At 74.0% G+C, this 24,012-nt stretch carries 19 protein-coding genes; 9 read left to right on the forward strand and 10 right to left on the reverse strand.

Annotated elements, in window-relative coordinates:
- Positions 1-66: 66 nt before the first annotated feature.
- Together AB0F01_RS24955 and AB0F01_RS24960 are read right to left on the reverse strand one after the other, a co-directional pair.
- On the reverse strand, positions 67-969 hold the full coding sequence (locus AB0F01_RS24955) for an NAD-dependent protein deacetylase (protein WP_362099839.1): 903 nt from the start codon (positions 967-969) through the stop codon (positions 67-69).
- A gap of 436 nt (positions 970-1,405) precedes the next feature.
- Complete coding sequence (locus tag AB0F01_RS24960) at positions 1,406-2,815, reverse strand: lipase maturation factor family protein (protein ID WP_362099842.1); 1,410 nt, start codon at positions 2,813-2,815, stop codon at positions 1,406-1,408.
- A gap of 277 nt (positions 2,816-3,092) precedes the next feature.
- On the opposite strand from AB0F01_RS24960, the gene AB0F01_RS24965 reads away from it, so the two are divergent.
- Positions 3,093-5,207, forward strand: a complete 2,115-nt coding sequence (locus tag AB0F01_RS24965) for a SpoIIE family protein phosphatase (protein ID WP_362099845.1) — start codon at positions 3,093-3,095, stop codon at positions 5,205-5,207.
- A gap of 31 nt (positions 5,208-5,238) precedes the next feature.
- Positions 5,239-6,102, forward strand: a complete 864-nt coding sequence (locus tag AB0F01_RS24970; protein ID WP_362099848.1) for a DNA-formamidopyrimidine glycosylase family protein — start codon at positions 5,239-5,241, stop codon at positions 6,100-6,102.
- 52 nt (positions 6,103-6,154) lie between these two features.
- Here AB0F01_RS24970 and AB0F01_RS24975 read toward each other — a convergent pair whose 3' ends face one another.
- From AB0F01_RS24975 to AB0F01_RS24985, 3 genes are all read right to left on the reverse strand, one after another.
- The gene (locus AB0F01_RS24975; RefSeq protein ID WP_362099851.1) at positions 6,155-6,808 is read right to left on the reverse strand and encodes a zf-HC2 domain-containing protein; all 654 of its coding nucleotides are present in this window, start codon (positions 6,806-6,808) and stop codon (positions 6,155-6,157) included.
- A 520-nt stretch (positions 6,809-7,328) separates the two neighbouring features.
- Positions 7,329-7,847 (reverse strand): hypothetical protein, encoded by a 519-nt coding sequence (locus AB0F01_RS24980; protein ID WP_362099854.1) that lies wholly within the window; start codon positions 7,845-7,847, stop codon positions 7,329-7,331.
- A gap of 136 nt (positions 7,848-7,983) precedes the next feature.
- On the reverse strand, positions 7,984-8,529 hold the full coding sequence (locus AB0F01_RS24985; RefSeq protein WP_362099857.1) for a sigma-70 family RNA polymerase sigma factor: 546 nt from the start codon (positions 8,527-8,529) through the stop codon (positions 7,984-7,986).
- A 211-nt stretch (positions 8,530-8,740) separates the two neighbouring features.
- Between AB0F01_RS24985 and AB0F01_RS24990 the strand changes: the two genes are divergently transcribed.
- A complete protein-coding gene (locus AB0F01_RS24990) occupies positions 8,741-9,892 on the forward strand; it encodes a CapA family protein (RefSeq protein ID WP_362099859.1) in 1,152 nt (383 codons plus the stop codon).
- Positions 9,893-10,093: 201 nt separating this feature from the next.
- Here AB0F01_RS24990 and AB0F01_RS24995 read toward each other — a convergent pair whose 3' ends face one another.
- The gene (locus AB0F01_RS24995; protein WP_362099862.1) at positions 10,094-10,555 is read right to left on the reverse strand and encodes a universal stress protein; all 462 of its coding nucleotides are present in this window, start codon (positions 10,553-10,555) and stop codon (positions 10,094-10,096) included.
- A gap of 126 nt (positions 10,556-10,681) precedes the next feature.
- Here AB0F01_RS24995 and lysX point away from each other — a divergent pair, with 126 nt between their 5' ends.
- Positions 10,682-13,960 (forward strand): bifunctional lysylphosphatidylglycerol synthetase/lysine--tRNA ligase LysX, encoded by a 3,279-nt coding sequence (lysX, locus tag AB0F01_RS25000; protein WP_362099865.1) that lies wholly within the window; start codon positions 10,682-10,684, stop codon positions 13,958-13,960.
- Between the two features lie 186 nt (positions 13,961-14,146).
- Positions 14,147-14,986, forward strand: coding sequence for a polysaccharide deacetylase family protein (locus AB0F01_RS25005; protein WP_362099868.1), 840 nt, complete (start codon positions 14,147-14,149; stop codon positions 14,984-14,986).
- A gap of 79 nt (positions 14,987-15,065) precedes the next feature.
- On the opposite strand, the gene AB0F01_RS25010 is transcribed toward AB0F01_RS25005, so the two are convergent.
- Positions 15,066-15,725 carry a class F sortase gene (locus AB0F01_RS25010; protein WP_362099870.1) on the reverse strand — a complete coding sequence of 220 codons (660 nt, stop codon included), beginning with the start codon at positions 15,723-15,725 and terminating at the stop codon, positions 15,066-15,068.
- 336 nt (positions 15,726-16,061) lie between these two features.
- On the opposite strand from AB0F01_RS25010, the gene AB0F01_RS25015 reads away from it, so the two are divergent.
- A complete protein-coding gene (locus AB0F01_RS25015; protein WP_362099872.1) occupies positions 16,062-16,580 on the forward strand; it encodes a hypothetical protein in 519 nt (172 codons plus the stop codon).
- Positions 16,581-16,990: 410 nt separating this feature from the next.
- Here the strand turns inward: AB0F01_RS25015 and AB0F01_RS25020 are convergent, their stop codons facing one another.
- The 3 genes from AB0F01_RS25020 to AB0F01_RS25030 form a co-directional block, all read right to left on the reverse strand.
- A complete protein-coding gene (locus tag AB0F01_RS25020; RefSeq protein ID WP_362099875.1) occupies positions 16,991-17,527 on the reverse strand; it encodes a hypothetical protein in 537 nt (178 codons plus the stop codon).
- Between the two features lie 366 nt (positions 17,528-17,893).
- The gene (locus AB0F01_RS25025) at positions 17,894-18,658 is read right to left on the reverse strand and encodes a hypothetical protein (RefSeq protein ID WP_362099878.1); all 765 of its coding nucleotides are present in this window, start codon (positions 18,656-18,658) and stop codon (positions 17,894-17,896) included.
- Between the two features lie 149 nt (positions 18,659-18,807).
- On the reverse strand, positions 18,808-18,948 hold the full coding sequence (locus AB0F01_RS25030; protein ID WP_362099881.1) for a hypothetical protein: 141 nt from the start codon (positions 18,946-18,948) through the stop codon (positions 18,808-18,810).
- Positions 18,949-19,796: 848 nt separating this feature from the next.
- On the opposite strand from AB0F01_RS25030, the gene AB0F01_RS25035 reads away from it, so the two are divergent.
- The 3 genes from AB0F01_RS25035 to AB0F01_RS25045 all read left to right on the forward strand — a co-directional run bounded on the left by AB0F01_RS25035 (position 19,797) and on the right by AB0F01_RS25045 (position 24,004).
- Positions 19,797-20,726, forward strand: coding sequence for an SCO0930 family lipoprotein (locus AB0F01_RS25035; RefSeq protein ID WP_362100101.1), 930 nt, complete (start codon positions 19,797-19,799; stop codon positions 20,724-20,726).
- A 324-nt stretch (positions 20,727-21,050) separates the two neighbouring features.
- Positions 21,051-21,863, forward strand: coding sequence for an SAM-dependent methyltransferase (locus AB0F01_RS25040; protein ID WP_362099884.1), 813 nt, complete (start codon positions 21,051-21,053; stop codon positions 21,861-21,863).
- Complete coding sequence (locus tag AB0F01_RS25045) at positions 21,860-24,004, forward strand: EAL domain-containing protein (RefSeq protein WP_362099887.1); 2,145 nt, start codon at positions 21,860-21,862, stop codon at positions 24,002-24,004. Before AB0F01_RS25040 ends, AB0F01_RS25045 begins: the two co-directional genes overlap by 4 nt.
- Positions 24,005-24,012 lie beyond the last annotated feature (8 nt).

Below are 24,012 nucleotides of genomic sequence, written 5' to 3' on the forward strand. Positions count from 1 at the left end.
GTGACGTCCCGTCACCAGGCCCGCTTCCGTGCGGTGTCGCGGTGCGGGGCCGAGGCACGCGGGGCGTCAGGTACCGGCCGCCCCGTCGTCGAGCGGGATGCCGAGACGCGCGGCGACGGTGGTGAGGGCCGCGCCCAGGGGGAGCGCGACCCGGGTGACGGCGTGCCGGTCGCCGCGGGTCGGGTCCCGGTTGATGATCAGCACCGGCGTGCCGTCCCGCTCCGCCTGGCGGACGAACCGGAGACCGGACATGACCGTCAGGGAGGAACCGAGCACCAGCAGGGAGGACGCCCGGCGCACCAGCGCACGGCAGTGCTCGACCCGCTGGGGCGGAACGGCCTCACCGAAGAACACCACGTCCGGTTTGAGGACACCGCCGCAGACGGTGCACGGCACCACCGTGAAGTCCCTGACCTGTTCGTCGGTGAGGTCGGCGTCACCGTCCGGGTTGATCGCGGCCGCCACCGGGTCGAAGCCGGGGTTGGCCTCCTCCAGGCGCGCCGCCAGCTCCTCCCGTGCGCTGAGGGCCCCGCAGGAGAGACAGACGACCCGGTCCAGGCTGCCGTGGAGTTCCACGACGTCGTCGCTGCCGGCGGCCTGGTGCAGACCGTCGACGTTCTGCGTGATCACGCCCGAGAGCAGACCGTGCCGGGCGAACGCGGCCACGGCGCGGTGCCCGGCGTTGGGGCGGGCCCGGACGAAGGTGCGCCGGCCGAGGTGGCTGCGGGCCCAGTACCGCCGCCGCGCCCCGGCCCCGGCGACGAAGTCCTGGTACGTCATCGGGGTGTGCCGGCTCAGGCTGCCGCCCGCACCCCGGTAGTCGGGGATGCCGGACTCCGTGGAGAGGCCCGCGCCGCTGAGCACCAGCACACCGCCGTCGCTCAGCGCACCGGCGACCGCCTCCAGGTCCGTGGCGGCCGGCGGCAGGTCCCCGTCCGGGGTCCAGCTCAGGGTGGGACGCATCCGCATTCCGCCAGGGTACGCAACGCCGTCCTGCGGCCCGCCGCCGTGACCGGGGCAGGGGCCCGGTCCGGTGCCGTCCGGCCCCTTCACACGTCATGCGCCGCCCGCGGGCAGGTTCGCCCGATGCCCGCCCGCGTGACGCCGCACCGCGGGCGGGCGCCGCCCGGGACCGTGAGGATCCGGTGGCCGCCTTGGGGGACTTCTCGTCCGTCCTGGACGAGGTGCCGGGCTGCCACGTGCAACGCGGCGCCCGCGTCGACACGGGGAGCGACGCACCAGCGGCGCCCCATCACAGCGCCCGGGCCGTGTGCGACGACGCGGTGCTCTCCGACGGTGCTCTCGGGCCTGGCCGGTCCGCCGGTGGCCGGCGGCGTCGCGCGCCGAGTCGCCGGCTGCGAGGCCGGTCCCCTCCGCTCCGCCCGGTGATCCGAACCGGCTCCGCCTAGACGTCCCCGAGCCGGGTGGGTGGCAGGAACTCCCGGACGTACGTCCGCTGCCACCAGGCGCCCGTCTCCCGCAGCTCCCGCCGCGTGCTGAAGCGGTAGCGGAACAACCGGGCGCGGACGTACCGGGGTGGTGCGTCCGGCGGGAACGGGGAGGAGCGCAGCAGCCGCAGCGTGTCCCGGTCGCCCTCGAGCAGCCGCCGCACCAGCGCGCCGAACCACGGCTCCGCGTACGCGGGGGACAGCGCGGCGAACCACATCAGCCAGTCGAGCCGCAGATGGTACGGGGCGAACTGGCGCGGCCGGCGCCGAGGGTCGCCCGGCTTGCCGCGGAACTCGTACGCCTGCCAGTCGGAGTCCGGGTGGGGGGTCCGTGCCGAGGTGCCCTCGATGACCACCTCGTGGCGCACCCGGCTGACGCTGCCGAACGCGCCGTAGGTGTTGACCAGGTGCAGCGGGTCGAAGGAGCGGTTCATCACCTGGCGACGGGAGACCATGTTGCGGACCGGCCGGTGGCTGAGCAGGAGCAGCAGGGCCGACACCGCGAGGACGACCACCACGTACCACGTCGGGGGACCCGGCACCCGCGGCGCGTCGGACGGCAGCCGCAGGGCGGACAGGGCCAGCACCACGGTGAGCCAGTTCAGCCAGGCGAAATTGCCCGACAGCACCAGCCACAGCTGCGTCAGGATCATCAGCGCGGCGGCGGCCGAGGCGACCGGCTGCGGGGCGAACAACGCGAACGGCACCACCAGTTGGGTGACGTGGTTGGCGGCCGCCTCCACCCGGTGCAGCGGCCGGGGCAGGTGGTGGAAGAACCGGCTCAGCGGGCCGGGCATCGGCTGGGTCTCGTGGTGGTGGTAGAGGCACGTCAGCTCCCGCCAGCACGCGTCGCCCCGCATCTTGATCAGTCCCGCGCCGAACTCCACGCGGAACAGCACCCACCACAGCAGGTACAGCACCACGACCGGCGGAGCCACCTCGTCGTTGCCGAGGAACACGGCGAGGAACCCGGTCTCCAGCAGCAGCGACTCCCAGCCGAAGGCGTACCAGGTCTGTCCCACGTTGACGATCGACAGGTACAGCAGCCACGGCACCAGCCACAGCAGCATCGCGGCCCACAGCGGCACCACGGAGCCCAGCCCCGCGAGCAGCGCCCCCGACACCGCGCAGCCGGTCCACGCCACGAGGGCGAAGAAGCGGTCCGAGAAATACAGGTGGAACAAGCTCGGCGACCGGCGCAGCGGCACCCGCGCCACGAACCGGGACACCGGCAACATGCCGCGCTCGCCCAGCAGCGGCCGGAACTGCAGCGCCGCCGTCAGGAAGGCGACGACGTACAGCGCGGCCAGCCCCCGCTGGAAGACCTCCCGGGTCAGCCAGTACTCCGGCGCGCCGAACCACTCCACGGCCGCGGCCTCCCTCCGGCGTCCCGCCCCGCGGCGCGGACGCTCCGTCGTACGCCGGGTCCGGCGCCCCGGGCCGCCACCGCGCCGCAGGTGTCACCTGCCCGGGTGAACGGCGGCCCGGGCCGTGCCGGCCCGCGGCACACCCGCCGTCACCGGCGCCCACCGCGTCCCGGCACGCCCCGACGCCACCGGGCGGGCCGGGGGACCGTCCGCGACGCACCCCCGCGTACCCCGCACAGCGGTCGAAGATTCGGGTGAATCCTGGCAAGGTGGCCCCATGGCTGATCGGGGAGCGGGCGTGCTGTCACTCCCGGACGACTGGCCGGACCACCCGGACCCCATTCTGGCGCTCAACCGCATGGGCAGCTTCGACTGGGACCTGGACACCGGCGTGATGCAGATGGACGCCCGGGCCCGCGAGATCTTCGACGTGCGGCCCGAGGAGTACGACGACCGTCCCGCCACCCTGTCCGCCCGGGTGCCGCCCGCGGAGGCCCAGCGGCTCGACGCCGCCGTGTCGCAGGCGCTGAAGGACGGCAGCGAGAACTACGGCGCCTACTTCCGCCTCCGCCGCCGCGACGGCTCGCTGCGCTGGACCCACACCCAGGGCTACATCCGCCGGGACGAGACGGGCCGTCCCCAGCGCATCATCGGCATCGTCCGCGACGCCACCCAGGAGCTCAACGACAGCACGGCCCGGCGCCAGGAGACCGCCCAGGAGACCGCCCGCCGGGAACAGACCAACGTCGTGCAGCTCACCACCGCCGCGCTCGCACACGCCCGCACCGTGCAGGACGTCATCGACGTCCTCAAGGACACCCACGGACTCACCCACCTGGGGGCGACCAGCCTCGTCATGGGCCTGGTCGAGGCGGGCCGCATCCGGCTGATCGCGGAGGGGCCCGTCGGCAGCTTCGTGCCGGGCACCCGGGTCACCGGGATCGAGGAGGCGTACCCGATGAGCGAGGCCGTCCGCACCCTCGGCCCCTGCTTCATCGAGTCGCCCGAGGAGTTCGCCGAGCGCTACCCGCTGCTGTGGCCGCACCTCGACGGCCTGAACGTCACCTCGGCGGCCTACCTGCCGCTCATCGTCCAGGCCCGCCCCATCGGTGCCATGGGCCTGCTCTACAGCGACCGGCGCGGCTTCTCGCCGGAGGAGCGCAACATCCTGGTCGCCCTCGGCAGCAGCATCGCGCAGTGCCTGCAGCGGGCCATGTTCTACGAGCAGGAGATGGACCTCGCCCAGGGGCTCCAGCAGGCCATGCTGCCCCGCACCATCCCCAGCGTGGCCGGCGCCGACGTCGCCGTCCGCTACCGCGGCGCCACCCTCGGCGGATCCCTCGGCCGCGACATCGGCGGCGACTGGTACGACCTGATCCCGCTGCCCGGCGGCACCACCTCCGGCGGGGGCAAGGTCGGCGCCGTCATCGGCGACGTCCAGGGCCACGACACGCACGCCGCGGCCGTCATGGGCCAGCTGCGGATCGTGCTGCGCGCCTACGCCGCGGAGGGCCACCCGCCCGCCACCGTGATGGCCCGCGCCTCCGTCTTCCTGCACGAACTGGACACCGACCGCTCCGCGACCTGCCTCTACGCCGAGGCGGACCTGTCCACCGGCGTGCTCCAGGTGGTCCGGGCCGGGCACCTGGACCCCCTGGTGCGGCGCACCGACGGTTCCTGCCGGAGGGTGCCCGTGCCGGGCGGGCTGCCGCTCGGCCTGTCCGCCGAGTTCGGCCGCCTGGACTACCCGGTGGGCACCATGGAGCTGGACCCCGGCGAAACGCTGCTGCTGTGCACCGACGGGCTCGTCGAGCAGCCCGGCACGGACCTCGACGAGGGCATGGAGACGCTGGCCGCGCTCGTCGGCACCGGCCCCGACGACGTCCGCGACCTCGCCGACCGGCTCATCGAGGTGGCCGACGAACGGCGCGGCGACGACGACGTGGCCCTGCTGGTGCTGCGCCGCCGCCCGCTGGACAGCCCGCGCGCCGGAGGGCGCCTCCAGCAGCACGTGGCCCCCGGTGACCCGGAGGCGCTCTCCGAGGCCCGGCGCATGATCCGGGCCGCGGTCGGCGCCTGGGGCGCCCGCGACCGCGCCGACGAGATCGAACTGGCCGCCGACGAGCTGATCACCAACGCCCTGATGCACACCGAGGGCTCGGCCGTCGTCACCCTCCGGCTGATGACGGGCGGCGAGCGGCGGCTGCGGGTGGAGGTCGAGGACTCCTCCAGCGCCCTGCCGCGCCGCCGGGACGCGGGCGAGGCCGGGGTGTCCGGGCGCGGTCTGCTCCTGGTGGAGATGCTCACCGACCTGTGGGGCGTGGAGGCCCGGGGCGGCGGCAAGTGCGTGTGGGGCGAGTTCGCCCTGCCCGACGGGACGGAACGGGACTGACCGCGCGGGCCCCGGGTGGCACCCTGGACGTATGCCGGAACTCCCCGAGGTCGAGGCGCTCAAGGACTTCCTGGCCGAGCACCTCGTCGGCCACGAGATCGTCCGGGTGCTGCCCGTGGCCGTCAGCGTCCTGAAGACCTACGACCCGCCCCCGTCGGCCGTCGAGGGCCGCGAGGTCACCGCCGTGCACCGGTACGGCAAGTTCCTCGCCCTGGAGACCGGCGGCGGCCCGTACGTCGTCACCCACCTGGCCCGCGCGGGCTGGCTCCAGTGGCGCGACCCGCTGCCCGGCGGCCCGCCCCGGCCCGGCAAGGGGCCGCTGGCGATGCGGGTGGCCCTGGAGACCGGTGCGGGTTTCGACCTCACCGAGGCGGGCACGCAGAAGCGGCTCGCGGTGTACGTGGTGAGCGACCCGGCCCAGGTACCGGGCATCGCGCGCCTGGGCCCCGACCCGCTGGCCGACGACTTCGACGAGGCGCGCCTGGCGGGCCTGCTGTCCGGTGAGCGCCGCCGGCTCAAGGGCGCCCTGCGCGACCAGAGCCTGATCTCGGGCGTCGGCAACGCCTACAGCGACGAGATCCTGCACGCGGCCCGGATGTCCCCGTTCAAGCCGGCCGGTTCACTGACCGAGGAGGAGACCGCCCGGCTGTACCGGGCGCTGCGCTCGACGCTCACCGACGCGGTGGAGCGGTCCCGGGGGATCGCGGCGGGCCGGCTGAAGGCCGAGAAGAAGAGCGGGCTGCGGGTGCACGGCCGCACCGGGGAGGCGTGCCCGGTGTGCGGCGACACCGTCCGGGAGGTGTCCTTCAGCGACTCGTCCCTGCAGTACTGCCCCACCTGCCAGACCGGCGGGAAGCCGCTGGCCGACCGCAGGCTGTCCCGGCTGCTGAAGTGACCTGCCCGGGTGCGCCCTCTCGGACGGCCGGCGGGCGGGGCGGCGGGCCGGGTCAGTGGGGTCGCACGGTGACCAGGTGCTCGCCCTCGGAGGTGCGGACCTCGTAGCGGTCGATCTGTCCCGACCGCAGGGCGGAACCGGCGACCATGGTGTGCGGACGGCCGTCCCGGCCGGGCACCCGCCAGTTGGTGACGGTCTCCTCCGAGCCGTCCCGGCCCACCACCACCAGGTGGCAGGTGCGGGGCCCCGCACCGTCCTTGACCTGCACCTCGATGCTGCTGCCCCAGGTCTCGTCGTCCGAGGTGACCTGGGCCCACACCCCGGTCCGGGTGTCGGTGGCGGCGACGCTCCCGCGCCCCTCGTCACCCCCGCCGGTCACGATCGCGACGGCCGGGGCGGACACCGCGAACACCACCGAGGCGGCGAGCGCCAGCATCAGCCTGCGCCGTCCGGCACGATGGCGGGTGGCCACCTCGGCGAGCAGCCGGTCCAGCATCCGGGGGCCCGGCTTGGCCAGGGGGTGCACCAGCCGCGGGGTGGACCGCCGGTAGAGCATCAACTGACGCGTCGCCGGGCCGAATTCGGTCACCTGGGCAGCGCAGCTGGGGCACTCCATGAGGTGGTCCTCGAAGCGGAATGCCTCCGCCTCGTCCAGCACGCCGAGCGCATAGGCGCCGACGTCGCGATGCCTCTCCAGGGACCTCATGCCGAATCCTCGTGCCGTTGGGTGCGGGTGGGGTTACTCCTTGCTCCCACCGGTACGCACCAGGCAGCCGAATCACTCAAGCAACGGACCGAATCGTAACCAAAGGATTCGGAGCCCTCCGGCCCACGGATTGGTCGGTTTTCCGCCGACGCCGGGACCCGCCGTTCGGACCGGGCGGAGGGGCCCCGTGCATGCCTGTGCGGCGAGGCCGTCGGGGACGGGGGGACGTCCCCGGGGCCCTCTGCACCGGTCGTGGAGCCGCACGTGCCGGGCTCTGCTCCCGGGCCCGAGCCGGTGCCGGTGGCGGCCCGGTCCGGGTGCCGAGCCGGCCCCGGTGGCGGCCCGCTCCCGGGCCCGAGCGGGTCAAGGCGCCCAGCCGGTCAAGGTGCCGCGCCCTGCACATGCCGCGCCGTTCACGGCGCGGACCGGCTCACGGGGGCACCAGGGCGCCGCGGGCACCGCGGGCACCGCGGGCACCGCGGGTGCCCCAGGGCCTCCGCGGCGCGCCCCGCGTCGGACCCTAGAAGAGGTGGATGGCCAGGTGGCCGAGGGGAAGTCCCAGCTCCCAGGCCGGCGTCCACACCTTCGGTCCCTCGTCCTCCCCGCCCCCCGCGCCGCCGCCCGGGACCGCGTTGAGGTCGGGCGCCAGCAGTTCCGTCTCCTGCAGCCAGCGCCAGGCGGCCCGGGCCAGCTCCAGGTCGGGGTCGGGGGCGCTCCCGGTGGCCGCGGCGTCGGCCGACAGGTCGGCGAGGCGTTCGTCCACCCACTCCTGCCACGGCTGGTCGTAGGCGGTCAGGGAGAGCCAGGTCTCCAACTGCGTGATCACCCGGATGCCGGAGAGTTCGCGGTCGGTGTCGGACAGGAAGACGGTCAGCGCCAGCGCGTCCCGGCCGGCCCGGAACTCGAAGGACGTCGGCGGCATCAGGTCGCCGCTGCGCAGCAGTTCGTCGGCGATGTACTCGGCGTACAACCAGGCCATGGGGACGACCAGTCGGCCGTCTCCTGGACCCTCCGTGCTCTCTTGACCTCTGTGCAGCATCCCTTCCTGCCTTCCTCCGTCACGTGCGCGTCGCCCGCTGCCGGGCCCCCGGTCCGGAACACGGATGAGGACAGCCGATTACTCAACCGGGGCAGTCGGCAAGGCGCTTTACGGAGGTTTGACTCAGCCGCCGGTTTCACCGCAGGTCGGCGGCGTATCCCGGAAGCACCCGGCGCAGGGCGCGCAGCGCGTAGTACGCGCGGGACTTCACCGTACCGGGAGGGATGCCCAGGGCTGCCGCGGCTTCCGCCACACTCGCCCCCTGGAAGTACACCAGCACCAGGACTTCACGGTGCTCGGGAGTGAGAGTCTTCACAGCCTCGCGGACGTCGAGGGCGGCGGCGGCCCGTTCGGCGTGGTCGGAGATGACGCGCGCGTTCTCCAGGACGGCGTCCCCGACCTCGGCGGGCCGGGCCTGCCGGGCCCGCCGGGCGTCGATGGCGAGCCGCCGGGCGACGGTGAGCAGCCACGGGCGCACCGAGTCGAAGTCGTCCGCGCGCAGGGCCTCGGGGTGCTGCCAGGCGCGTACGAGTGTCTCCTGGACCAGATCCTCCGCGCGCTGCCGGTCCCCGTCGCAGAGCCGGAGCAGCAGCGCGAAGAGGGGCCGGCCGTGCTCCCGCTGGAGTGCGGCGAGCTCGTGCTCGGCGGTGGTCCCGTTCGTGAGTGTGATTCCGGCCGTCATGGCCGTATGGCAACGCACGGCGCCGTCCGGGGACAGGGCGCGCGCAGGGGCGTGCGGCGGACGGTCGATCGCGTCGACGAACGGTTCGACGAACGGTTGAGGCGGCCGTTCCGGCACGCCGGACGGCTTGTTGAGCGTGTCGGAGCGACAGGACCCCACGGTCAGATTTGTATCTGATTGTCAGTAAATATGACTACAGTGGGGTGAAGTGATGATCACACGGAGTCGATGGCTGGCCCTGGCCCTGACCGTCGTCCTCGCCACCGGCGCCGCCTGCCAGGCCCGGGACCACCGGCCGTCGAGAACCGGCCACCCCGCCCCCGCCCCGGCGGCCCGCGGCTTCACCCTCGTCGCCTCGGGCGACGTCCTGCCGCACATGTCGGTCATCGACCGCGCCCGCTTCGACGCGGGCGGCACCGGCTACGACTTCCGCCCCATGCTCGCCGGGGTCCGCTCCGTGGTCGCGGACGCCGACCTGGCGCTGTGTCACATGGAGACCGTGTACGGCGAGAACGGCGACTACACGGGCTACCCCACCTTCAAGTCCCCGCCCGAGGTGGCCCGCGCCCTCGCCGCCACCGGCTACGACGGCTGCTCCACCGCCTCCAACCACACGCTCGACGACGGCGCCGACGGCATCCGCCGCACCCTCGACGCGCTCGACCGCGCCGGCGTCCGGCACGCCGGAGCGGCCCGCACCGAGCAGGAGTCCCGCACGGTGACGATGCACCGCGCGGGGGCCGCCCGGGTCGCCCACCTCGCCTACACCTACGACACCAACGGCATCCCGCTGCCCGAGGGGCAGCCGTGGGCCGTCGACCTGATCGACGAGGACCGGATCGTCGCCGACGCGCGCGCCGCCCGCACCGCCGGGGCCGACGTGGTCGTGGTCTCCGTCCACTGGGGCACCGAATGGCAGGAGGCACCCGACGACCGGCAGGTGACCCTCGCCCGCTCCCTCACCGCCGCCCGCGCCGGCCGGCTCCCCGCCGTCGACCTCGTCCTGGGCACCCACGCCCACGTCCCCCAGGCGTACGAGAAGGTCAACGGCACCTGGGTGATCTACGGCATGGGCGACCAGATCGCCGGCGAGATGGTCAACCACGACGGCGCCAAGGACCCCCGCGGCAACCAGTCCACGCTGGGCCGCTTCACCTTCGCCCCGCCGGCCCGCCCCGGGGAGCGCTGGCAGGTGACCCGGGCCGAGTTCGTCCCCCAGCTGTTCGACGTGGACGCCGGACGCGTGGTCAACCTCAACCGGGCCCTGGAGCGGGGAGCCGAGGTGAAGGCCGTACGCGACCGCATCCGCGACGTGGTGCTCAGCCGGGGCGCGGCCCAGGACGGACTGGTCATGGGGAAGTAGCGGAACGAGGCACCGGAGGCGCAGCAGAAGACGGGAGGCCGGGGGAGGACAGCCCGAGGGAACGGACACCTGACCGGCGGCCACCCCGGACCCTCCGGGGCGCCCCGACGGCCTCCGGAGGGCGGCGCCGGTCAGGCCCCGTCCGTCCCGCCGGCCCGGTCGCCCGCCACCGACGCCCCGGCCGGGCACCCGCCCGAGGCCCTACGGCACCACCGTCACCGGCCAGCGCCCCGCCTTCACCAGCCGCACCGCGACCGACCCCACGAACCGGTGCCCCGCCTTCTCCGAGGCACCCACGACCACCGCGTCCGCCCGCAGCTCGTCCGCCGCCCTCACCAGACCGTTGTACGGGTCGCCGCGGAACGTGTGGAACTGCCAGCGCGGGGCGGACAGGTCCCGCACCCGCTCGGCCGCCTCCCGGAGCTGAGCCACCAGCTCCTGCGCGATCTCGTCGGTCGCGTCCGCCACCGGCGCGCCCAGCGCCGCGCCCGCCGCCATCACGGGCCGCACGTACACGGCCGCCAGTACGGCCCCCTGACGCCGGGCCAGCCCCAGGGCGTACGCCGCCGCCCGCAGCGACGACTCCGAACCGTCCACGCCCACCACGATCACCTTCGGACCGTCGGTGCCCCGCTCGTACCGTCGCGCCTGCGATTCCGTCACGTGTGCGAGGCTAACGGACGCGCCAGCCTCCCCGGGGCCGGCGTCCGGAGCCGGCGTCCGGGTCCGGGGGCACCGCTCCCGGCCGCTCGACGCGCGGGGCGGCCGAGGTGTTCCTACAGTCGAAACATGAGTGCCACCGTGGACACCGGTACCGGCCGGGACACCCAGGCGCCGATACGCCGCCCCGGCCGCCTGTTCCCCGGCCGGGTCCCCCAGGTCTTCGCGGTCTTCTTCGCCGCACTCGGGGCGCTGTGCGTCCTGCTCGCCGTGATCCCGCCCCTGCGCACCGGCCTGCGGCCCCTGACCGACGTGCTGGAACTGCTCCTGGTGCCGGTCAGCGCCAACCTCGCCTACGCGGTGTTCCTCTTCCTGCTGGCCGCGGCGACCGCCGCCCGCAAGAGGATCGCCTGGTGGCTGGTCGTCGTCTACCTCGGGCTGCTGCTGCTCGCCGACGTGATCGGCATGGCGGTCGGCGAGTACGCCGACTCCCTCCCGTCCTTCGCGGTCTGCGCCGTCGCCCTCGGCGTGCTGATCGTGGCCCGTGGCGAGTTCTACGCCCTCTCCCGCCGCGGAGCGGTACGGCGGGCGCTGGCCGTCCTGGTCGCGGGACTCGTCGTCGCCGTCCTGGCCGGCTGGGCCCTGGTGGCCCTGTTCCCCGGCAGTCTGCCCCGCGGCCAGAGCCTCGCCTGGGCGGCCAACCGCGTGCTCGGCGGGCTCGTCCCCGCCGGCACCTTCGACGGCAGCCCGCCGCGCCCCCTGTTCTTCCTCCTCGGCCTGTTCGGCGCGCTCGCCCTGCTGAACGCCGCCGCCACCCTCTTCCGCTCCCAGCGCCTGGAAGCCGCCCTGCACGGTGACGAGGAGACCCGCATCCGCGCCCTGCTGCGCGCCTACGGCGACCAGGACTCCCTCGGCTACTTCGCCACCCGCCGGGACAAGGCCGTCGTCTTCTCGCCCAGCGGCAAGGCCGCCGTCACCTACCGCGTCGAGACCGGCGTCTGCCTCGGCAGCGGAGACCCCGTCGGCGACCGCGAGGCGTGGCCGCACGCCATCGACGCCTGGCTGGAGGTGGCCCGCCGGCACGCCTGGACACCGGCCGTGATGGGCGCCTCCGAGGAGGGCGCCCGCGCCTTCGTCCGGGCCGGGCTCGGCGCCCTCCAGCTCGGCGACGAGGCGGTCCTGCACGTCGCCGGCTTCGACCTCGACGGCCGGGACATGCGCGTCACCCGGCAGGCCGTCAACCGGGTGCGGCGCGCCGGCGCCGGATGCCGGGTGCGCCGCCACTCGGCCCTCTCCGACGACGAGATGCGGGAGATCGTCGAGAAGGCCGACGCCTGGCGCGACACCGAGACCGAACGCGGCTTCTCCATGGCCCTGGACCGCCTCGGAGACCCCGCCGACGGCGACTGCCTGCTGGTGGAGGCCCACGGAGCCGACGGCAGGCTGCTCGCCCTGCTCTCCTTCGTCCCGTGGGGCCGGGACGGCGTCTCGCTGGACGTGATGCGCCGGGATCGCGAAGCCCCCAACGGCGTCACCGAGTTCATGATCGCCGAGCTGTGCGCCGCCGCACCCAAGGTGGGCGTCCGCCGGATCTCCCTCAACTTCGCCGTCTTCCGCTCGGTGTTCGAGGAGGGCGCCCGCATCGGGGCCGGCCCGGTGCTGCGGCTGTGGCGGCGCCTGCTGCTCTTCTTCTCCCGCTGGTGGCAGCTGGAGGCGCTCTACCGCTCCAACGCCAAGTACCACCCCGAGTGGTACCCCCGCTTCCTCTGCTACGGGGAGGCCGCCTCCCTCGCCCGGGTCGGTCTCGCCTCCGCCGTCGCCGAGGGGTTCGTCCGCGTCCCGTCCCTGCGCGAACTCCGCGAGAAGGGGCGCCCCCGGGAGGAGCAACGGCCCGCCACGACCGAGGGCCTGCCGTCCCTGGCGGCGCTCGGCCTCGACGGAGGGGACGGGACCGAGCCCGAGGACCCCCTCGCACACCTGCCCGACCAGGTGCGGGTCCGGCACCGGAAACTGGACCGGCTGCGCACCCAGGGCATCGACCCCTACCCCGTCGGCGTCCCCGCCCGCACCCACACCCTCGCCGAGGTCCGGCCCGGCCAGGACGTCACCGTCACCGGCCGGATCATGCTGGTCCGCGACTTCGGCGGCATCGTCTTCGTCGTCCTGCGCGACTGGTCCGGACAGCACCAGCTCGCCCTCACCCGTGACGGTTCCGGCGCCGCCCTGGACCGCTTCACCGCCGACACCGACATCGGCGACCACATCAGCGCCACCGGCCGCGCGGGCGTCAGCGACACCGGCGAGCCGACCGTCTTCGTCAGCTCCTGGCAGCTCGTCGGCAAGTGCCTGCGCCCCCTGCCCGACAAGCGGCGCGGTCTCGCCGACCCCGAGGCCCGGGTCCGCCGCCGCTACCTCGACCTGGTGGCGAGCCCCGAGGCCCGCGACGTCGTCCGGCGCCGCTCCACCGCCGTGCAGGCCCTGCGCCAGGGCCTGCTGGAACGCGGCTTCCTCGAGGTCGAGACGCCCATGCTGCAACAGATCCACGGCGGCGCCAACGCCCGCCCCTTCACCACCCACATCAACGCCTACGACCTCGACCTGTACCTGCGCATCGCCCCCGAGCTGTACCTGAAGCGGCTGTGCGTGGGCGGCATGGAGAAGGTCTTCGAGATGGGCCGCACCTTCCGCAACGAGGGCGTCTCCTACAAGCACAACCCCGAGTTCACCATGCTGGAGGCCTACCAGGCGCACGCCGACTACGACGTGATGCTGGACCTCGTGCGGGAACTCGTCCAGGGCGCCGCGACCGCCGCCTTCGGCTCACCCGTGGCCCACAAGGACGGCACCGAGTACGACATCTCCGGCACCTGGCCGGTCAAGACCGTCCACGGTGCCATCAGCGAGGCCCTCGGCGAGGAGATCGGCCCCGGCACCGAGCTGCCCGAACTGCTGCGCCTCTGCGACCGCGTCGGCGTGCCCTACACCGACGACGACGGACCCGGCGTCGTCGTCCTGGAGATGTACGAGCGGCTGGTGGAGGAGAAGACACAACTGCCCACCTTCTACAAGGACTTCCCCACGGACGTCTCCCCGCTCACCCGTGCGCACCGCACCGACCCGAGGCTCGCCGAACGCTGGGACCTGGTGGCCTTCGGCACCGAGCTGGGCACCGCCTACTCCGAACTCACCGACCCCGTCGAACAGCGCCGCCGGCTCACCGCCCAGTCCCTGCTCGCCGCGGGCGGCGACCCCGAGGCGATGGAACTGGACGAGGACTTCCTCGACGCCCTCGAGTACGCCATGCCGCCCACCGGCGGCCTCGGCATCGGCGTCGACCGCCTCGTCATGTTCCTCACCGGACTGACCATCCGCGAGACGCTCCCGTTCCCCCTCGTGCGCCGCCGCTGACGCCGGACTCCAGCCCGCCCCGGACCCCGGGTGCGCCCGCCCCGGACCCCGGTGCGCCCGGCGTGGGCGCCGGGCGCACCCGGCCGGGTGGGGGCCCGTCCCGAAACTGGGCCGCTCGGGTGGAATCGTGCCGCCACACCGGTGTCGCGGCAGAGCGCCGGGCCCGCACCGGGCGACTGATGACTCATGAAGAAGGATCAGTTGCTCACCCGGCGCCGGGCGTTGCTCACCGGTGCCACCGCAGTGGGGGCGGCCGGCGCGGCGGGTCTTTTCGCGGCGCTCTCCGGGAACCCGACGGCCCCGGCGCCCGCCCCGCCCGTCCCCGGGGCGCAGGCCGCCCGCCCGTTGAAGCCGTCCGCGTACCGCCTCCAGCCCCTCACCGGGCACGGCGCCCCGCGCGCCGTGCCCGGCCGGACACCGGTGCGCAGCGAACCGCTGCTGCGGATCTCCGGGCGCGGCCGCACCATGGTGCTGACCTTCGACGACGGCCCCGACTCCCGCTACACCCCCGCCATCCTGGACACGCTCGCCGAGTACGACGTGCGCGCCATGTTCTTCGTCTGCGGGGAAATGGCCTCCTACCACAAGGAGTTGCTGGCCCGCATGGCCGAGGAGGGCCACGTCGTCGGCAACCACACCTGGTCCCACCCCCTGCTGACCCGCCTCGGCCGCGGACGCATCCGTTCCGAGATGGAACGCACCAGCGACGTCATCGAGGAGGGGTACGGCGAACGCCCGCGGTGGTTCCGGGCCCCGTACGGCGCCTGGAACCGCACCGCGTTCCGGCTCGGTGCCGAACTCGGCATGGAACCCCTGGCCTGGACGGTCGACACCCTGGACTGGACCGAGCCCGGCACCCGCACGATCGTCGACCGGGTGGAGGACGGCGCCGCCCCCGGCGTCGTGGTGCTCTCCCACGACGCCGGGGGCGACCGCTCGCAGAGCGTCCGGGCACTGCGCGAGTACCTGCCCGGCCTGCTGGACGCCGGCTACCACATCGGTGTGCCGCGCCGAGTCCCCGCCTGAACGGCCTTCCGCCTCGACGGCTGCCCGCCCGAACGGCCTCCCGCCCGAAGGACCTCTGCCCGCCCGGCCGGGCCCGCGCTCAGCGGACCTCGGTCAGGCGGGCGAAGGCGACCACGTTCCCGTCGTAGCCGTCCTGCTGGGAGAAACCGCCACCGCAGGTGATGACCCGCAGTTCCGCGGCGCCCTTGGAGGCGTAGACCCGGTCGCCGGGGAAGTCGTTCTTGGCGAAGACCTCGATGCCGTAGATCTCGAACACGGCCGTCTTGCCGTCCTGGCGGGCGATCTCGACCTGGTTGCCCTTCTTCAGAGCCCCCAGCCCGTAGAACACGGCGGGGCCCTGCTGGTTGTCGACGTGGCCGACCACGACCGCGGTGCCCTTCTCGCCGGGGGTGACCGCGCCGGTGAACCAGCCCGCCAGGTTGGGGTCCTCGGCCGGCGGCGCGTCCACCCAGCCCTCCGCGTCCAGCCCAACGGCCATGATCGGCGCGTCGACCTGGATCGCGGGGATGCGCACCCGGTCCGGCAGCGCGTACGGCAGCGGCTGGGCCGCCCCGGCCACGGGCGCCCGGGTGTCGGCGGCCGCCGCGCTGGCGGGTTGCGGCGGACCCACGTCGAACTCCCCCGACCCGTTGCGGATCAGCGCCAGGCCGGTGAGCAGCACCAGCGCTATCACGCCCCACGGCGCGCGCTTCTTCCGCCGTGCCTCCTCCTCGGCCTGGGCCGCTTCGAAAGCAGACATTCGCTCTTCCCCTCTCGACGCGGCCGTCGCCGCGTCACCGGCGCATGGCTGAAACGCTAGGTTCCGCGGGCGCAACCGGCGACGGGACGGCGCCGAACGGGTGCCCCGGGCGGTCGGCGGTGCGCCATCCGGGGAACCGCCGGACGAGGACGGCCCCGCGGGGCGTGACCTGCGGCGATGAACGATCTTGGGCGCGAAGCCCGGCGACCCGCTCACCAGGACGGACCAGTCCCGACATGCGGGCGCCCGCACGGCAACTGAGGGTTCTTCCGGGAGGCGCTTTCTCGCCGATCCACACCGGGTACGGGACCCGGGGCGTCTTCCGCGGAGGATCACATGCGCAACTCACGTGCCCTGGCAGCCGCCGCAGCCGCGGTCGCCGTCCTCGGCCTCGGTGCCCCGGTCGCGGTCGCCGACGCCCCGGTGGCCGTCTCGGACGGCGGCGGGGTCGCCAGCCCGTCCAACATCACCGCCCTGCCCAGCGTCATCGCCCGCGGCGGCCAGCTGACCATCACCGTCGACGGCTGCCCCAACGGCGGGCACGCCACGTCCAACGCCTTCCCGCGCACCCACCTCACGCCGGTCAGCGGGTCCCGCGGCACCTCCCGGGGCACGGCCACCGTCAACTCCGACGCGCGGCCCGGCTCGTACGACATCACCGTGCACTGCTCCGGGCGGACCCTGACCCGCTCGGGCGCCTTCACCGTCATCGGCGGTGTGCGCGGCGGTCTCGGCGGTTCCAGCACCACCGGTGCGACCCCGACCGACATGGCCATCGGCGGCGGACTGGTCGCCGCGGCCGTCGCGGCCGGTGGCGTGTTCTGGATGCGCCGTCGCGCCGAGAAGCGGATCTGAGCGCCGGATCCGAGTCCCGGCTCTGAGGTCCCCTCCCCTCGGACGGCCCGTTCGCACGTGACCGCAGCCCTCCGCCCCGGACGCCATCGGCGCCGGGGCGGAGGGCTGTCGGCCGCGGTCCGGGCGGCCGGTGCGGGGCGGACGGTGCGCCGAGCCCACCGAGACCACCGAGCCCGCCGAGTGGGGAGCGGGGGGACGGGGGAGCGGGGAGAGGGGGGCGTCGGCCGGCGGTCATGGTGCTCGTTCCGCCAGGGAAGGGTCGTCACAGCGGCCTCAGGCCACGGCGGTTGACGGTCGAACGGGCCGGTCGACGACCGCCCGTCAGGACGGCTCGGGACGACCATCCGTCGGGACGACCGCCCGACGAGGAAGACGGTCCGTCGGGAGGACCGCCCGTCGAGGACGCCCCCTCAGGACTCGTCCTGCGGTCCCGGACGGCGGACGTGGCGGTACGCGGCGCCCAGCGCACCGGCGACGACCAGGGCGCCCAGTCCGACGCGGCCCGCGTCGAGTCCGGTGAGGCTGCCGCCCTCGCCGGCGTGCACGCCCTTGGGGTGCGAGGGCTCCACGGGCACCGGAGTGGGGAGCGGCACCGGTCGGTCGGAGGCGATGGTCAGCGGGGCGGTGCCGGTGACGCCGTCGCAGGTGAACGCCACCTGGTACACGGCCCCCGGCCGCGCGTCCCAGTCCACCACGGCCTTCGCCCGGGACTTCTTCGGCGGGAGGGCGACGGTGTCGAACACCGGCGAGGAGACCGTCGCGTGGCCCTTGCAGCCACCCCCGGCCCGGTCGATGTACACGGTGACCGTGTCGCCCGGGTCGACGACCTCGGGTTCGACGCCGAAGCCGAACGGGGTGACGTCTCCTGCGACGGCCACCGGTGCGGCGGCCAGGGCGAGGGCGCCGGCGCCCAGCAGGGCGGCGGACGCGACGCGTATCGCGTGCATGTGGATCCTCCGGGTCCCGAGGAGCAGCGGCGGACCTGTTCCGCGCGGGGCAGGGATGCGCCTCGATGGGCGAAACGCTAGAAACGCCCACCCGCCCGCGCGATCGCAGTAGCGCGAACGGGTCATTCCGGAGAGCCGTGCGGGCGAATCCGGGTCCCCCGGCGGGGGACCGGCCCGGCGTGGCGTCCGCTGCAGACGCCACGGATGCCGTAAGAGGCGCGGGCGGCGGAGTTCCGCGTACGGGTCCGGGCAGCAGCCGCCTTCGCGGGCCAGGCGCAGCCGGTCGGTGCCGGTGTCCCCCGCGCGTCGTCGGGCCCGCCGCTCCCCGGGCGGGCCGGGGAGCGGCGGGCCCGGGGCTGTCCGGGCTCAGTCCCGCAGGTGCGGGAAGAGGTTGAGGAACGGGTCGGCGGAGGCGGTGATGCCCCGGCTGTAGGGCATGTCGAAGTCCCAGATGAGGAACAGCAGGAAGGCGATGAGCGCGGAGAACATCCCGGCGAGCACCAGTTCGCGGGGGGTGCGCCGGATCTGCAGCGCGAAGATCATCCCGACGGTGACGACCCCGCCGGTGATCAGCCCGAACCACACGACGCCCGGCATCGTCTCGCCGGTGGACTCCGCCCGGGCGCTGCGGGCCTGGTCGGCGGCGGCCACCTGGTCGACCAGCGGCTGGTAGGCCTGGGCCTCGAAGTCCGTGCGCGGCTCGTAGTCGGTGACGTCCCGGCGGATGCGGTCGAGGAGTTCGGTGCCGCGCCCGGTGACCCGGGCCTCCTCGGCCATGGTGCGCCACTCGGTGGTCACCACGTACGACACGTAGGCGTCGACGTCGTCCCGGATGCGGTCGCGCGTCTCGGGCGGGTAGACCCGGACCCGCTCCGAGATCTCGTGCAGGGCCACCGCCTCCGCCCGTACGTGGTCCTCGGCGGCGCCGCGTCCCTCCCAGACGCCGGCGATGGCCAGACCCAGGACGATGGCGTACACCACGCCGATCCACATGGTCATGTACTCGATGACGTCGGGTGTCTCGGTGGGGTCCTCGTCGTCGGCGGCCCGGCGGTGCCGGATGACGGTGATGGCCACCACCACGGCACAGACGGCCAGCATCGCGAGGGTGAGAACAAGCCATTCCGGCAAGAGGTGCCTCCAGAACGAGTCCGCGTATCAGCGGGGAACAGGCGAAACAGCACACGAAAGAGCACGCGGGAGAACACCCGGAAGGTGTCGGACAGTGAGCGGGCCGACCGCCCTGCGGCGGTCGGTGGCGCGCGTCCGGCGTCCGGGGCTCAGCGCGGGCGCAGCGCGGCGACGGCGACCACCGCGGGGGTCGCGATGAGCAGGACGAAGGTGAGCGGCGAGGTGGCGCCGCGGGTGGGGCGCTCGACACGGGGGGCCGTACGCGGCACCGGGTAGCGCACGGGAGTCACGGACGGACGCGGGGTGGGCGTGACCGTCGGCTCCGGCGTGGGGGCGGGGCGCGGCCTCGGCGGAGGGGCCGGCCGGGCCGGAGGTGGCGTGGGCCGGGCCGCGGGTGGCGGGGGCGGGGCCGGCGGCGCGGGCCGGACCGTCGGGCTCGGCTTCGGCGGCGGGGGAGGGGTCGGCTCCGGTTCCGGCGGCGGAGGTGGCGGAGGTGGTGGAGGCGGCGGTGGCGGCGGTGTGGGTGTCGGTGTGGGGGTGGGCGTCGGAGGAGGGGCGGGGGGCGAGCACTTCGGCGGCAGGGGCCAGGTCATGCTGCCGGCGACCGCCACCGCCTCGGTGCCGTCCGGTCCGGTCGAGGCGTACGCGCAGGCGTCCGCCGACGCCGCGCCGGGCGCGCCGAGTAGGGCCCAGCCCAGCGCCGCCGCGGCCAGGACGCGGGCCACGAGGGCCGAGGAGGTCGGTACGAGTCCTTGCACGACGAAGATCATGAGCCCGGAGGTGCGGGGACACGCCCGGGTACCGGTCGTTTGCCCCGATGGAGCTAATTCCTGCTGTGCGGGATTGAAGCCCGGGCGGGCTGTGCGGCCACGACGGCGCACGGGTGTGCGGGGCGTCACCCCGGGGCGCCGGCGGCCGTCTCGGGGAGCGGGTGCCCGGGGTACCGGCGCTCCCGCCGGTGAGCGGTCGGCCGAGGCGCCGGCGTCGGCTCCGGAGCACCGCACCCCGGTCGAGGAACCGGGAGTTCCGGAAAAAGTCCCGGGCGGTTTGAACACGACCGGTGCTCCGGTGCGTACCCATCGTCGAGCGGCGGCACGGCAGAGCGCTGCACGACCCTGGCGATGATGTGGAGTTGACGATGAAGACCTCCTGGCGGACCGCCTCCCTGGTGGCGAGCGCCGCGGCGGTGCTGGCGCTGACGACGGCGTGCGGTCAGGACGCTCCGCCGCCCTCCAGCAGCCAGAACGTGGGCGCCACGGCGGGGGCGGGGGACTACGCGGGCGCCGGCGGGGACAAGGCGGGCGGGGCCGGGCAGCCCTCCGCCGGACCGGCGAACACCGCGGGCGAACTGTCCGCCGCCGACAGCGCCGAACTCGGCAAGGTGGTGACCGACGGCCTCGGCCTCACCCTCTACCGCTTCGACCAGGACTCCGCGAAGCCGCCCAAGTCGAACTGCGACGGCGACTGCGCCGCGACCTGGCCCCCGGTGCCCGCCGACGACGCCACGGCCGGCAAGGGCATCGACGCCTCGCTGCTCGGCGAGGTGACCCGCTCCGACGGCACCAAGCAGCTCACCGTCGCCGGCTGGCCCGCCTACCGCTACGTCAAGGACGTCAACGCCGGCGACACCAAGGGGCAGGGCGTGGGCGGCAAGTGGTACGCGCTGGCGCCCGACGGCAAGAAGGCACAGGCGGCCGACCAGCCGGGACTGTCCACCCGCAAGGACCCGAAGCTGGGCGAGATCGTCGTCGACAAGAACGGGATGACGGTCTACCGCTTCGCGAAGGACGAGGCCTGGCCGAAGCCCGTCTCGGCCTGCACCGGCGCCTGCCTGGACAAGTGGCCCGTGGTGGCCCCCGTCGACATCGACGACACCAAGGGCATCCAGAAGAAGAACTACATGACCTTCACCCGCCCCGACGGCGCCCGGCAGCAGACGATCAACTGCTGGCCCATCTACACCTTCGCCGGGGACAAGGAACCCGGCGACACCAACGGTCAGGGCGTGGGCGGCACGTGGTACGCCGTCCGTCCCGACGGCAAGCCGGTCGGCGCGCCGGAGAAGTAGCAACCTCCCCAGGGTGTCGTCCACTTCGGCACCGCCGACCCCGGTCCGCCTCTCCGCCGCGCGCGGAGGGGCGGACCGTTTTGCTGTGATTGACTGGAACTCGGGGAAATTTCGGTGTCCTTCTCCCCGTCTTTCGCGGCACACCGGAACTCTCCGGAATGCCGCGGGTACTTTTCGTCACCATCTATCGGGGTATCAATTCGGCACGTGCCAGAGGCAGTGACCGGGAACGGACGGTCAATTTCCGTTTCAGGTCGCTCCGTTGGCGGGCGATCAGTAGCCTCTGCTCTCGAACACCGGATCGCCTTCGCCTTGGAGACATACATGGAGCGTCCCGCCTGGGCCCCACGGAGCATCGACATCACGGTGCCGAGCGTTTCCCGGATGTACGACTTCTACCTGGGCGGGTCGCACAACTTCGAAGTCGACCGGGAGGCGGCGCGCAAGGCCATGGAGTTCATGCCGGGACTGCCCAAGATCATGCAGGCGAATCGTGCCTTCATGCGACGAGCCGTGCGTTTCGCGGTCGGCGAGGGCATCACGCAGTTCCTCGACATCGGCTCCGGCATCCCCACGTTCGGCAACGTCCACGAGGTGGCCCGGGCCGCCGAACCCGCCGCGCACGTCGTGTACGTCGACCACGACCCGGTCGCGGTGGCGCACAGCCGGGAGGTGCTCCGGGGCGACGAGCGGACCGACGTGGTCGCGGCCGACCTGCTGGGGCCCCGCGAGATCCTGGAAAGTGCCGAGGTGGAGCGGCTGATCGACCTGAACCGGCCGGTCGCCCTGCTTCTGGTTGCCATACTGCACTTCGTGGAAGACGCGGACGACCCGTACACGGCGGTGGCCGAACTGCGCGAGGCCCTCGCGCCCGGCAGCATGCTCGTCCTCACCCACGCCTCCTACGAGGGGATCCCGCTGCCGCCCGAGCGGGCCGAGGGGGCCGTGGACGTCTACCGCAACACCCGCAACCCGCTGATCATGCGCACGCGCGAGGACATCGCGCGGTTCTTCGAGGGGTACGACATGGTGGAACCCGGGCTGGTGCCGATGCCGCGGTGGCGGCCGGAGACACCCGAGGAGGACGTGGATCCGTTCGCCTTCTCCGGATTCGCCGGCGTGGGACGCAAGCGGTGAACGCGGAACCCGACGGCCCGGAGGACAGACTGCGGCGGTTCGCGACGATCTGGAGCCGGGCGGTCTACCCGGTGACCTCCACCTCGTCCACCCGGCCCGAGTTCGAGCGCCAACTGATCGACCCCGCACGGCGGCTGAGCGAGGCGCTGCTCGCCAGGACCTTCGACCCGGAGGCCGGGAAGGCCGTCGGCGCCGCCCTGGTCCATGCCCACTGCACCGACCCGGAGGCGCTGAGCCGCAGCCTGGACTGCGTGGACGCCTACCTGGTCCTCTACTGCGGCGGGGACGGCGACCGCGAGGCCCTGCGGGCCCGTTGCTCCCGGCTGCAGCACGCCATGGCGGCGGGTTTCGCCCAGGCACTGCGCGAACGCACCCTGGCCGAGCAGGAGGCCGTCGCGCGGGCCGCGCTGGAGGCCCAGGGGGTGGTGGCGCAGGCGCTGCACGCCACCGAGGCGAGGTTCCGCGCGGTCTTCGAGGGCGCGGCCATAGGGATCGGCATCGCCGACCTCGACGGCACCGTCCTGCAGGTCAACGGCGCCCTGGTGCGCATGTTCGGCATCTCCGAGCACCATCTGCGCGGCCGCAACGTCCGGGACTGGACACACGCCGACGACGCCCCCCAGACCTGGCGGCTCTACGAGGAGCTGGTGCGCGGCGAACGCGAGCACTACCACCTGGAGAAGGCCTTCTACCGCTCCGACGGCACGGTCCTGTGGACCAATCTCACGGTCTCCCTGCTGCGCGACGCCGACGGCCGCCCCCAGTACCAGCTCGCCCTCATGGAGGACACCACCGAGCGGCGGCTGCTCAACCTCCGGCTCCGCTACGAGGCCACCCACGACGCGCTCACCGGACTGCCCAACCGCACCTTCTTCTTCGAACGCCTGGAGAAGGCCCTCGGCGCCGGGGAGGGCCAGCGGTTCGGCCTGTGCTACCTCGACCTGGACGGCTTCAAGACCGTCAACGACAGCCTCGGCCACGCGGCCGGGGACCGGATGCTCGTCGAGGTCGCCGACCGGCTCCAGGCCTGCGCCACCGCGCCCGGCGAGATGGTCGCCCGGCTCGGCGGCGACGAGTTCGTCGCGCTGACCACCGGCCCCGACACCCGGCGCGGCGCCGACGAACTCGCCGGCCGCATCATGAACGCGCTGCTCGCCCCCATCAGCATCGACGGCCGTGAACTCACCGTGCGCGGCAGCATCGGCATCGTCGAGGGTCCGGCCGGGGAGCGCAGCGCGGCGGAGGTGCTGCGCAGCGCCGACATCACGATGTACCGGGCCAAGTCGGCGGGCGGCAACCGGTTCGAGCTCGCCGACCCGGAGGCCGACCGCCGCGCCATCACCCGGCACGGGCTGACCACCGCCCTGCCGGCCGCGCTGGAGCGGGGCGAGTTCTTCATCGAGTACCAGCCGCTGGTGCACCTCGGCGACGGCAGCGTGCGCGGTGCCGAGGCGCTGGTGCGCTGGCTGCACCCGCAGCACGGGGTGCTCTCCCCGGACCGGTTCATCCCGCTCGCCGAGCACACCGGGCTGATCGTGCCGCTGGGCCGCTGGGTGCTCGAGCAGTCGGTGCGCCAGGCCCGCGACTGGCAGGAACGGCTCGGCGGCACGGACACGCTCGGCCCGCTGCGCATCAACGTCAACCTCTCGCCCTGCCAGCTCACCCATCCCGGCCTGGTGCAGGACACCGTGGACATCCTGGAACGGGCCGGCGTGGCACCCGACGCGCTGTGCCTGGAGGTGACCGAGTCGGCACTCATCGGCGCCGACGACGACCTGCTCAAACCGCTGCGCCGGCTGGCGGAGATGGGCGTCGACATCGCCCTGGACGACTTCGGCACCGGCTACTCCAACCTCGCCAACCTGCGCCGGCTCCCGGTGAGCATCCTGAAGCTGGACCGCTCCTTCACCCAGAGCATGCAGCAGTTCCCGGCGGACCCGGTCGACCTCAAGATCGTCGAGGGGATCGTCTCGCTCGCCCACAGCCTCGACCTCGCGGTGACCGTGGAGGGCGTGGAGACCGGCGCCCAGGCCGAGCAACTGCGCATACTCGGCTGCGACACGGCCCAGGGCTGGTACTACGCCCGCCCCGGCCCGCCCGAGCGCCTGCACGAACTCGCCCTGGTGGACGCGGCGGGCTGAGCCCCGGC

Source organism: Streptomyces sp. NPDC029526 (assembly GCF_040637405.1).
GTDB lineage: Bacteria > Actinomycetota > Actinomycetes > Streptomycetales > Streptomycetaceae > Streptomyces.